Origin of the sequence: Commensalibacter papalotli (ex Servin-Garciduenas et al. 2014) (genome assembly GCF_000527695.1) — a bacterium.
GTDB classification, from domain to species: Bacteria; Pseudomonadota; Alphaproteobacteria; order Acetobacterales; family Acetobacteraceae; genus Commensalibacter; species Commensalibacter papalotli.
Genome location: NZ_ATSX01000002.1, coordinates 162,034 through 174,132 on the forward strand (window position 1 = coordinate 162,034; position 12,099 = coordinate 174,132).

The 12,099-nt window shown below is 38.3% G+C and carries 10 protein-coding genes; 6 read left to right on the plus strand and 4 right to left on the minus strand.

Annotation, left to right across the window (positions count from 1 at the left end; all coding sequences use genetic code 11):
* Position 1: 1 nt before the first annotated feature.
* Genes rsmG through mnmE form a run of 3 tightly spaced genes read right to left on the minus strand, consistent with a single transcriptional unit; the run spans position 2 to position 3,850 of the window.
* Positions 2–616: a 16S rRNA (guanine(527)-N(7))-methyltransferase RsmG gene (gene rsmG / locus COMX_RS07795; protein WP_051462019.1), complete on the minus strand. Its 615-nt coding sequence runs from the start codon at positions 614–616 to the stop codon at positions 2–4.
* On the minus strand, positions 600–2,492 hold the full coding sequence (mnmG, locus tag COMX_RS07800) for a tRNA uridine-5-carboxymethylaminomethyl(34) synthesis enzyme MnmG (protein WP_034339617.1): 1,893 nt from the start codon (positions 2,490–2,492) through the stop codon (positions 600–602). The genes rsmG and mnmG overlap by 17 nt, the downstream gene beginning before the upstream one ends.
* A 38-nt stretch (positions 2,493–2,530) precedes the next feature.
* The gene (gene mnmE / locus COMX_RS07805) at positions 2,531–3,850 is read right to left on the minus strand and encodes a tRNA uridine-5-carboxymethylaminomethyl(34) synthesis GTPase MnmE (RefSeq protein ID WP_371827978.1); all 1,320 of its coding nucleotides are present in this window, start codon (positions 3,848–3,850) and stop codon (positions 2,531–2,533) included.
* A 248-nt stretch (positions 3,851–4,098) separates the two neighbouring features.
* Here mnmE and COMX_RS07810 point away from each other — a divergent pair, with 248 nt between their 5' ends.
* Both COMX_RS07810 and COMX_RS07815 read left to right on the plus strand, forming a co-directional pair.
* Positions 4,099–5,046 (plus strand): tetratricopeptide repeat protein, encoded by a 948-nt coding sequence (locus COMX_RS07810; protein ID WP_034339623.1) that lies wholly within the window; start codon positions 4,099–4,101, stop codon positions 5,044–5,046.
* Between the two features lie 84 nt (positions 5,047–5,130).
* The gene (locus COMX_RS07815; protein WP_051462020.1) at positions 5,131–5,580 is read left to right on the plus strand and encodes a methylated-DNA--[protein]-cysteine S-methyltransferase; all 450 of its coding nucleotides are present in this window, start codon (positions 5,131–5,133) and stop codon (positions 5,578–5,580) included.
* Between the two features lie 179 nt (positions 5,581–5,759).
* Here COMX_RS07815 and rho read toward each other — a convergent pair whose 3' ends face one another.
* Entirely contained in the window at positions 5,760–7,031 is a 1,272-nt protein-coding gene (gene rho / locus COMX_RS07820) for a transcription termination factor Rho (RefSeq protein WP_034339630.1), read from the minus strand.
* A gap of 358 nt (positions 7,032–7,389) precedes the next feature.
* Here rho and trpB point away from each other — a divergent pair, with 358 nt between their 5' ends.
* Genes trpB through COMX_RS07840 form a run of 4 tightly spaced genes read left to right on the plus strand, consistent with a single transcriptional unit; the run spans position 7,390 to position 11,663 of the window.
* Positions 7,390–8,616 (plus strand): tryptophan synthase subunit beta, encoded by a 1,227-nt coding sequence (gene trpB / locus COMX_RS07825; RefSeq protein ID WP_034339633.1) that lies wholly within the window; start codon positions 7,390–7,392, stop codon positions 8,614–8,616.
* A complete protein-coding gene (gene trpA, locus COMX_RS07830) occupies positions 8,613–9,440 on the plus strand; it encodes a tryptophan synthase subunit alpha (protein ID WP_034339636.1) in 828 nt (275 codons plus the stop codon). Before trpB ends, trpA begins: the two co-directional genes overlap by 4 nt.
* A 47-nt stretch (positions 9,441–9,487) precedes the next feature.
* Positions 9,488–10,357 carry an acetyl-CoA carboxylase, carboxyltransferase subunit beta gene (accD, locus tag COMX_RS07835; RefSeq protein WP_034339640.1) on the plus strand — a complete coding sequence of 290 codons (870 nt, stop codon included), beginning with the start codon at positions 9,488–9,490 and terminating at the stop codon, positions 10,355–10,357.
* A 4-nt stretch (positions 10,358–10,361) separates the two neighbouring features.
* Positions 10,362–11,663, plus strand: a complete 1,302-nt coding sequence (locus COMX_RS07840; RefSeq protein WP_034339643.1) for a bifunctional folylpolyglutamate synthase/dihydrofolate synthase — start codon at positions 10,362–10,364, stop codon at positions 11,661–11,663.
* The last annotated feature ends 436 nt before the right edge of the window (positions 11,664–12,099 follow it).

Below are 12,099 nucleotides of genomic sequence, written 5' to 3' on the forward strand. Positions count from 1 at the left end.
CTTACACAATATGTCTAAATTGATTGATTTTTACTATAACCCCATCGGAGCTTGTCTTGCTAGGAATTTTCAGATAATCAAATTCCCAATTTTGCTGTGCTTCTGCAATTTCATCATCAACCTGTCGACCTTTCAGAAATAAACAATATCCATTTCTTTTTACCCTATATTCAGAAAAAGAAAGCAATATTTCTAAAGAGGCCAAGGCTCTTGCTGTAATTAAATCTACAGGGGGAATATCCACCTGCTCTATCCGTTTGCATAATATATTTACGTTTAATTGCGTTTGTCTGGCAACTTCACGCAAAAAGACAGTTTTACGTATATCCGATTCAATTAGCGTTATCGGTATTCCTGTAACAATTGCCAACACCAATCCAGGAAAGCCACCCCCAGTACCAAAATCAGCAATAGATCCCACTGATGGTTCGATAAAACTTGCTAACTGCAAACTATCCAAAATATGACGATCCCAAACTTGATCAACAGTTTGCTTTGAAACCAGATTTATCTTTGTATTCCATTGCTGTAACAATGAAACGTATAATTCTAATTTTTCTTTTGTTTCACGTGAAACATTTTTCAACAAATCAGCGTCTTCATTCTTTGGCTGCATATTTTGATACCCCATCTAAACTACGAATATGCGCCAAAATTGCCATCAAAGCCGAAGGTGTTACCCCTGGAATACGTTGGGCTGCACTAAAACTGACTGGTCTTACTGCCTCTAAACGTTCTTGCATTTCACGACTTAATCCACCAATTTGTTTATAATCTAAGTTGGGTGGAAAAGTAATTTTTGCTTCTTGATCTAATTGTCGTATTTCTCTGGCTTGTCTGACCAAATACCCATCATAACGTGCTTCTGTTCGAACATAATCTTGAATATTTTTAGGAAGCTCTACAAACCAAGGAGCTAGCTGAGAAACAGATTCTTGTGAAGGTATCAAAGAGAGCACTTCAAAAAAAGAACGCCAGCGCCCATCGGGAGAAACCGTTAACCCTTGTTGTAATAAAGTTTTAGGTAAAAATTTCTCTTCCCTAGCACGTTCGACCGCTTGTTGAATATAATTTTGATCTTGACGATATAATGCTAAACGTTCAGCACCAACGCAACCCAACTTTCCCCCCATTGGTGTTAACCTGACTGCTGCATTATCCGCACGCAATGTTAAGCGATATTCTGCACGGGATGTAAACATACGATAGGGTTCGGTAACCCCTTGAGTGGTCAAATCATCAATCATTACCCCAATATAAGCTTGACTGCGATCAATCGTAATTTTATTAGAACCACTTGCATGTAATGCCGCATTTAGTCCTGCTAATAACCCTTGAGCCGCAGCCTCTTCATACCCAGTTGTGCCATTAATTTGCCCAGCCAAAAACAGACCTGGAAACACAGGAAGCTCTAATGTTGGATTTAACGAACGTGGGTCAATAAAATCATACTCAACCGCATATCCAGGGCGCACAATTACAGCCTTTTCCAATCCGGGAATAGAATGAACCATTCTTTCTTGGATCTCTTCAGCTAAACTTGTTGAAATGCCATTAGGGTAAATGAGATCCCCCCCCTCATGATGAGGAAGTCCCTCTGGTTCTAAGAATAATTGGTGACGATCACGTCCAGCAAAACGAACAATTTTATCCTCAATAGAAGGACAATAACGAGGCCCTTTGCCAGTGATTGATCCACCATACATTGCTGAGCGATGAATATTGTCTTGAATAATTTGATGCGTTTCTGGGGTAGTCGCTGTGATACGACAAGATACCATTGGGTTATATGCTTTTGAAGTAAATCGACTAAAGAATTCTGGTTCTTCATCTCCTTTATCTTCAGCTAAACTTTCCATATCAATGCTGGATCTTAATAAACGAGGTGGTGTCCCTGTTTTTAAACGCCCCATTCTCAACCCTAAAGCTTCCAAACGTGCACCCAATAATGTTGCAGGGGCTTCACCTACACGCCCAGCGGGGCTGCTTTTTTCACCAATATGAATGACACCACGTAAAAAGGTTCCTGTTGTTAAGACAACAGCACCAGAAATAAATTCTCTACCATCTTCACAAATAACCCCTTCAACACAATTTCCTGGCCCAACACGAAGATCAGCAACAGCCCCTTCGGCAATCGTTAAATTGGGTGTGGCAGCTAATAAATCTTGTATCGCCTGACGATATAAAATACGATCTGCCTGTGCTCGTGGTCCATGTACTGCTGGGCCTTTGGATCGATTTAGGAGTTTAAAATGAATGCCTGCACGGTCTGCTGCTTGCGCCATAATACCATCCATGGCATCAATTTCACGCACCAAGTGCCCCTTTCCAATACCACCTATCGCTGGATTACAAGACATCGTCCCAACAGTATGCTGATAATGTGTTAACAGTAATGTTTTTGCCCCCATTCGTGCAGAAGCTGCCGCAGCCTCACTGCCAGCATGACCACCACCAACAACAATGACATCATATTTTACATTAACCATTATCTTTTGCTCATTTTCATTATTTTATCAATCAACTCTTATTTCCCAATACAGAATTGACTAAAAATTGTATCCAACAAATCCTCTACACCAATCGTGCCTGTTAATCTACCCAAACTTTGCATCGCAAGCCTTAATTCTTCACCTCTTAATTCTGGCCAATCAAGTCGTTGAGCTTCTTCCAGATGTTGAACACACTCCTCTATCCCCAAACGATGCCGCACCCTTGTTAAAGGTGGTGGCCCCTGCCTTGCTGTTAAAAACTTGGCCTTTTCAGCTAAGACTTGTTTTAAGTGATCAATACCTTTGCCGGTTTTAACACTAATAAATAAAATTTTGTTATCATTTCGATCCAATGTTTCACGTGAAACATCTATGTCTTTTTTGGTTCTAATCCAAAAATCACATTTAACCTCTGGCTCCAACACATCAATAGAAGCATCTGTTAAACATAAAACACAATCTGCTTCACGACCAATTTTTTGGGCACGCCGAATTCCCTCCGCTTCGATTAAATCTTCTGTTTCACGCAAGCCTGCCGTATCTACCAATGTAACAGGCACATCCCCCAATACAACTCTCACTTCAATTGCATCACGCGTTGTTCCTGCTTGCTCGGTTACAATCGCCGCATCACGATCAGCCAATAGATTTAACAAACTTGACTTGCCAGCATTTGGCGCACCTAATATCGCAAACACTAATCCACGACGCAAACGCTCACCACGACCTGCATCATCAAGATGCGCTTTCATTTCTTCGTATAATGTTTCAATCGTGCTTTTTAAATTTTGCTCTACTTCTTCAGGCAAATCCTCATCTGGAAAATCAATCAATGCTTCCTGAAAAGCCAGAACTTCACGTAGCTTTTGCGCCCATCCTTGATAAACAACACTTAATCCACCCTCTGTTTGCTCAAGAGCTTGTCGTCGTTGCGCTTGAGTCTCTGCCTCCACAAGATCAGAGATCCCTTCTGCCTGCAATAAATCCACCTTACCATTTAAAAAAGCACGCTTACTAAACTCACCTGCCTGTGCAGGTCTTGCCCCATAAGCTACCAATGCATCAGCAACTGCGTCAATCACCGCTGGGCCAGCATGCAAATGAAGCTCTGCACTATCTTCACCCGTATAACTATTCGGCCCCTTAAACCAAATAGCCAGTGCCTGATCCAACAACTCATCTTTATCACCTCTTCTCCACAACTGTCGAACAGAGGCTTGTCTTACTTTTGGCACGCTATGACAGAGTTTTTCCAAAATAGATAATGTTTGAGGGCCACTAATGCGCATAATCGCAACAGCACCGCGACCAGAAGCCGTTGCCAAAGCAAAAATTGTAGAGTTTGAAAGGGGTATATTCATGAATAACGATTTGACCAGAGAGTTATTTGAAATTTTACAATTACTTTATAGTAAAGTAACCTTTCTTTATATCAAAAAGAAAGTATTTTTCCAGAGTATTTATATATTTTTAATGATCTAACAAGCAGAAAAAACTTATACTCACATTTAAGTATATATTGTACTTAATTATTCATCAAAAACAATTGATTTATTATACTGATATTTTGAACTGCAAACTGTTGCAATTTAGGGTTAATAAAATGCAATTTAAATATAAACTTATGATAGTCTGTACAATTCTTAGCTACTTTTTACCCAATGCTTCCGCTATTGAACATAGTCCCGAAAAAAAGATAGAATATGCAAAGATTCCCAATAACAATCCAGATATATTAAATATTTTAGCAAATAAATATATCAACCAAGGTAGTATTCCCTTAGCGATCCCCCTTCTTAATAAAGCAGCAGAACAAGAAAATTCAGACTCTTTAATAACACTTATGACACTATACGCTCATGGGCAAGGTGTGCCACAAGATGAGAAAAAAGCACAGGATTATTTTAAAAAATTTAAAAAAAATAATCGCCCTTCCAAGCTATTTGATTACATCATTTTTCTCATACAGAATACAAAGACTATTAATAATTATAAAAAAGCCCAAATCTTATTAGATCAATATCATACCCTGTTAGATCTGCAGGAAAAAGCTTGTTATCAATATACTGAAAAAATGTCAAAAGAGAAAAATATCAATATAATATGTGATGCATGGATAGAAGATGAACCTTTATATAAAACTATTAGTAGTCTATCAGGGATCATTGCTATTCACCTACATCACTCTCAAAGCGAGATACAACAAGGAGTAAAAGAACTAGAAATATATAACAAATATTATTTAGAGCTTACTAGCCATTTATCCAAAGGATTTCCTTCAGTATTTCTAGCTCAATTATACATAAACGGAACATATGTACCTCGCGATTACCATAAAGCCAGAAATATTTTAGAAAATTCATTAAAATATTTACTACGATCACAAAGCGCAGAGACTCAACACCTTCTTGGAACAATGTATCAACAGGGATTAGGCGTGAAAAAAAACAACAAAATTGCCAAAAATTATCTTGAAGATGCTTGCTCATTAAACAATGAACAAGCCTGCCAAGTATTAAAAACACTATCTACCCAAAAACACATCAAATAATTTCTTTTCAAGCCTTTTAATAATAATTTATATTACCAGAGAGTTATTTTAATTTAATTTTCCATGTAAAGAAAAATCACACTTATGTCTCAAATATCTTTTCATTCTCCCACAGGAGAACTCAGCATTGCCGAAGATAATGGCTTTATCGTTTCTGTCGATTGGGGATGGGGGAGTCTACAAGAAGAAACACCATTGCTAATCGAAGCGAAAAAGCAGTTTGATGCCTATTTTGATGGTAAATTAAAACAATTTAATTTGCCTATTCGCCCTTTTGGCACAAATTACCAATTAAAAGTTTGGGAGGCTTTACAAACCATTCCTTATGGCGAAACGCGCTCTTACCAAGATCTTGTACACATTACAGGAGGTAGCCCTCGCTCTATTGGTGGAGCCAATGGAGCCAATCCTATTCCCATCATCATTCCTTGTCACAGAGTGATTGGAAAAAGCAGTCTAGGTGGTTATTCCGGTGGAGAAGGCATTGAGACCAAACAATATCTGTTAAATATGGAACAACTTTTCAAAAATTAATTTAATATAACCAGAATGCTAGCGAATATAAAAATTCGAAACAGATTTCTCCATTGCATAGATTACAAGGGTCTGATTAAGGCTTATAACGATTTACCTAAACGGTAAAATAGTAAATATCCTAGCAAAAAAAAGCCAGTATCTAGTTAAATACTGGCTTTTGAAAAAATAAGTATGAATTAAGTATTCATCGCATCAAAAAAATCTTGGTTATTCTTGCTATATTTCAACTTATCGAGCAAGAAGTCCATCGCATCCATCGTTCCCATTGGGGCAAGAATACGACGTAATACCCATATCTTAGAAAGACTCGCACGATCGACGAGTAATTCTTCCTTACGAGTACCACTCTTGGTAATATCAATCGCAGGGAACGTACGTTTATCCGCCAATTTACGATCCAAGATTAATTCGGCATTACCTGTCCCTTTGAACTCTTCAAAGATCACTTCGTCCATACGGCTTCCTGTATCGATCAAAGCTGTTGCAATAATAGTTAAAGAACCACCTTCTTCGATATTACGCGCAGCACCAAAAAAACGTTTTGGGCGTTGCAACGCATTGGCATCAACACCACCTGTTAACACTTTACCAGATGAAGGAACAACAGTGTTATAAGCACGTGCTAAACGAGTAATCGAATCTAATAAAATCACCACATCGCGTTTATGCTCGACCAAGCGCTTGGCTTTTTCCAACACCATTTCGGCCACTTGAACGTGCCGATTGGCTGGTTCATCAAACGTCGAAGAAACCACTTCACCTTTGACAGAACGAATCATATCTGTGACTTCTTCTGGACGCTCATCAATCAACAATACGATTAAAACAGCTTCTGGATGATTGGTTGCAATTGCTGTTGCGATATTTTGCAACATGACGGTTTTACCCGTTCTGGGAGGTGCAACAACCAATGCACGTTGTCCCTTGCCGATAGGGGTAACCAAATCGATCACTCGATGGGTAAAATCTTTGTTTGGATTTTTACCTTCCATCAGCGCAGGGATTTCCATTTTCAATCGCTCATTAGGAAATAATGGCGTTAAATCATCAAAGTTAATCCGATGGCGGACAGCTTCTGGATCTTGGAAATTAATGGAATCTACTTTTAATAAAGAAAAATAACGTTCCCCTTCTTTGGGTGCACGAATTTCTCCTGAAACCGTATCACCAGTTCTGAGGCTAAAACGTCTTATCTGGGCAGGAGATACATAAATATCATCAGGACCAGGCAAGTAATTAGACTCGGAAGAGCGTAAATATCCAAAGCCATCAGGACGGATTTCTAATGTGCCTTCTCCGTAAATTGCTTGATTATTTTCCGCGAATTTTTTGAGGATCGCAAACATCATATCCTGTTTGCGCAGTGAAGATGCATTCTCAATCTCTAAACTTTCCGCATACGCAAGAAGTTCTGCTGGAGACTGAGCCTTAAGGTCGGCAAGTTGCATAGATGGCTCTAATTATAGAAAATCATGAATGAAAAAGGAAATATCGATCAAACACCATTAATATTGGATTGAATGAACGGTGATTTTTATTTTGAATAAATTATTAAAAGTAAAAATACATAATTCCATACGAGGCAGGGTCTAGATATGACTATCTAAATTGGTTAAAAAATACTTTTATTTTTTTCAAGTGTCAAGCACTTTTATCAATCTCTCTCTCAACTGACGAACATAGATCTTTTACAGTCATTTAGACTTGCTATTCATATAATTTAGACTAACTTTGTGTTTAATGATATATTATACTTATATACTTTATTTATCTTAATAATTTTAGGTTACCTTTTAGGAGACAAACGTGAGGCCTGCATCTGACCTGCCTTTAAATAGCTTGCGTCAAGGACCTGATGAAAATGGTCGCTTTGGCGTTTTTGGTGGTGTTTTTGTTTCAGAAACATTAATGCCTTTAATTCTTGAATTACAACAGGCGTATGATGAAATTCAAAAAGATCCAGAATTTCATAAAGAATTAAATTATTATTTAAAAGACTATGTCGGACGCCCCAGCCCCTTATGGCTTGCTCAAAGACTAACTGATCTTGGACAAGGTGCCAAAATCTATTTAAAACGTGAAGATTTAAATCATACAGGCGCTCATAAAATTAATAATGTGATGGGACAGATCCTGTTGGCTCGACGCATGGGGAAAACTCGTATCATTGCTGAAACAGGTGCTGGACAACATGGTGTGGCCACAGCCACTGTTTGTGCGCTTTTTGGTATGGAATGCGTTGTTTATATGGGTGCTGTTGATATTGAGCGCCAAAAACCCAATGTTTTTCGTATGAAATTATTAGGGGCTAAAGTTGTTCCTGTAACCTCAGGCAATGGCACACTTAAAGATGCTATTAATGAAGGTATGCGTGATTGGGTAACCAATGTTCATAACAGTTATTATTTGATGGGAACCGTTGCTGGCCCTCATCCTTATCCTGCAATGGTACGTGATTTCCAATGTATTATCGGTAAAGAAACCAAAGCACAAATCATGGACGCTGAAGGTAAACTTCCTCATAAGATTATTGCTGCCATTGGTGGTGGTTCTAACGCTATGGGTATTTTTCATCCTTTCCTTGATGATTCTTCTGTTGCATTAATCGGTGTAGAAGCTGGTGGTATGGGACTTGATAGTGGTGAGACTGCTGCCTCCATTGAACGTGGTTTTCCTGGTGTTTTACATGGCAATCGTACTTACCTACTACAAGATGAAGATGGTCAAATTATTGAACCTTATAGCATTAGTGCCGGGCTCGATTACCCTGGTGTTGGCCCTGAGCATTCATGGTTAAATGATATCAAACGCGTTGAATATGTTGCCATTAATGACGACGAAGCCGTCCAAGCATTCCAAACATGCACGACAAAAGAAGGGATTATTCCTGCACTTGAAAGCGCACATGCTTTGGCACATGCCTTAAAAATCGCTCCAACAATGGACAAAGAAGAAATCATCATTGTCAATCTCTCTGGGCGTGGAGATAAAGATATTGATAGTGTCGCTAAATACTTAAAGGTGGAATTGTGAGCCGTATTTCAAAATGTTTTGCCACATTAAAACAAAAAAAATGTGGTGCTTTTATCCCTTATCTTGAGGCACATGATCCTGACTATCAAACCTCTTTATCGCTTTTAAAGGCAATGCCCAAGGCTGGGGCAGATATCATTGAAATTGGTATGCCATTCAGTGATCCGATGGCTGATGGTTCAGCCGTACAAAAAGCCGCCATTCGTGCATTAAAAGCTGGTGCAACAATGAAAAAAACGTTGCAAATGGTCACAGAGTTCAGAATGGAAAATCAACATACCCCACTTATTTTAATGGGATATACAAATCCTATTGAATATTATGGGTATGAAAAATTCTGCCAAGATGCTGCCAAAGCAGGTGTTGATGGGTTAATAATCGTCGATATGCCTCCTGAAGAAATCGAAAATATCAAACCTTATGCAATTAAAAATCAAATAGATATTATTTACTTAGTTGCTCCAACAACTTCTGCTGATCGTCTTACGACTATATTAAAAGAAGCTTCTGGTTTTATTTATTATGTCAGCATTACAGGAACAACAGGAACAAGTACAGCAACAAACGAAAGTTTGGAAAAAGCAATTCCAATGATTAAAGCTGCTTCTGATTTACCTATTGTGATTGGTTTTGGGTTAAATACCCCAGAACATACGGCGAATGCAGCGAAAATTGCTGACGGAGCAGTGGTTGGTTCTGCGCTTTTAAAAACACTTGAATCCACTTTAGACAGTCATAATCACGCAACTCAAGATACAGTTACAAAAGTAATTGAACATACAAAATGCCTTGCTGATGGTGCACATAGTGTTCTTAAACAATAAATTCTGATAGATTATTTAAGTATTTACGAAATTAAAAGGTTTACCTCATGAGTTGGCTTACCGAATATGTCCGCCCAAAAATCCAAGGGCTTCTTAAAAAAGATGTTCCTGACAATATCTGGAAGAACTGTGATTCTTGCAGTCAGATGTTATTAATCAAAGATTTGGAAAAAAATCTTAATATTTGCCCTCATTGCGGCCATCATATGCGTGCTTCTGTTGCGCAACGCTTTGAATGGACCTTTGATCATGAATCTTACACGCGTATTGAGTTACCCAAAGCGCCTGTTGATCCTTTATTATTCAGAGATAAAAAGAAATATGCAGATCGTTTAAAAGAAAATAAAACCAAATCTCAACTTGATGAATCTATTGCTGTTGCTCATGGGACCATCGAAGGTGAAAAAGCCGTTATTGCTGTTATGGCTTTTGAGTTTATGGCAGGCACTATGGGGGCCGCTTTTGGTGAAGGTTTTATCGCAGCGGCACGTTTAGCTTTATTACAAAAGATACCTTTGATCGTTTATACTGCTTCTGGTGGCGCCAGAATGCAAGAGGGCATGTTAAGTCTTATGCAAATGCCCAGAACTGTTATTGCCGTTGAACTATTAAAAGAAGCGCAAATCCCGTTTATTGTAGTTTTCACAGACCCTACCACTGGTGGTGTTACAGCCTCTTTTGCAATGCTGGGTGATATTCATATTGCGGAACCTAATGCCTTAATTGGTTTTGCAGGCCCTCGGGTTATTGAAAACACTGTGCATGAAAAATTGCCAGAAGGTTTTCAACGTTCTGAATATTTGTTGGCTCATGGGATGATCGACATTGTCGCCAACAGAAAAGAGTTGCGCCCTACTTTGGCAAAAATTATACGCTTATTATCAAAAAAAACTGAAAATTCTGAACAAGTAGCATAATTTTATGTCTTCCTCATCCTCTTCTATTCTAACCGAATTTTCAGGTCGTTCTGGTCAAATTTTGGAACGCCTGAATACATTATATCCAGCATTAATTGATCTTTCTTTGGATCGATTAAAAAGATTATTAAATGATTTGGGTAATCCTCAGCAAAAAATGCCACCAATCATTCATGTGGCTGGTACGAATGGTAAAGGAAGCACTTGTGCGTTCCTTCGAGCTATAGGAGAAGAGGCCGGTTTAAAGGTTCATGTTTCAACGTCCCCTCATCTTGTTGATGTCACTGAACGATTTCGTATTGCGGGAGAACTCGTCAGTGAAAATGAACTATCTGAAGTTTTAATGGAAATTGAACGTGTTAATAACCAACAACCAATTACTGTTTTTGAGGTTTTAACCGCAGCCGCCTTTGTCTTATTTTCTAAGAACCGTGCTGATCTAGCAATCATTGAGGTTGGCCTTGGTGGGCGTTTTGATGCGACCAATGTAATAACCCCTATGATTAGTATTATCACCTCTATATCAATGGATCATGAAGCTTTCCTGGGTGATAATTTGGCAAAAATTGCTCATGAAAAGGCTGGAATTATTAAAGAAAATATCCCTGTTATTGTTGATCAACAAAAGCCAGAGGCCCTACGCGTTATTAAAGAGGTTGCTCAATCGTTAAACGCCCCTTGTTTAATTAAGAATCAAGATTGGTCAATCATTCCTACTGAAACCAAGCTCTTTTACAAAGATGCTAAAGGAGAACTAGAGCTTCCCTTGCCCAGCCTTTTGGGGGAACATCAATTCAGAAATGCAGGGCTTGCAATTACAGCTTTAAGAACCAGCCAATTACCGATCCCCGATCATGCTTATCAAGGAATTGCCAAGGCTGTCTGGCCAGCAAGATTACAAAGACTTTATGGTCAATTAATCAATTTAGTTCCTTCAGACTGTGAAATTTGGCTTGATGGTGGACATAACCCTGATGCAGGGCAAGTTCTTGCACAAATGATTCAGAAGAAATGGCAAGACAAGCCATTACACTTAATTGTGGGCATGAAAGACAATAAAAATGTCCGTGAATATCTCGCCCCTTTAATTCCGTTAAGTGCTTCGATTCAAGCGGTTATGGAACCCGATCAACATTTAGCCATGCCCATTACTGAGATTATCAAAGCGTCTGATAATTATGCAATCTCTGGGGGAACTGTTGAGGAAGCATTATCTGTTATTAAAAAACAGGCAACATCCCCTGTGCGTATTTTAATATGTGGTAGTTTGTATTTAGCGGGTAGTGTTTTAAAACAAGATCAATAAATATTTAAGGCATTCTTCTCTTTAATATCATTCTTACACTAATCTCAAGCCTATATAACGCTCGTTTAATCTTTGGTAAATCACCATGAAATACCTTAACTAAAATCGTTAAGGTTTTAGGTGAGAAAGAATTTGCTTATGAGTTGAACAGTATTCATAAGATTATTGCCAATAAGTAAAGTAATTTTGCCAGCGTTGACCCGATGATATTGCTGTTTAAGAGGATGCTATTTATGTTGTGGTGACCGATGAGATGGATAGTCTTGTTAACTCTAGGTAAAGTATTTGTGATAATTGTTTTTTATCAATAAAAAGAAGCTTTATCCTTGTGATTTATAGATTTTTTTAACTCTTGATTTTTTATGTAAATCTATGATCTTTACATTTAATTCATAAAGACTTTATGATCTATTCACAACGTATCACTATTAATTTA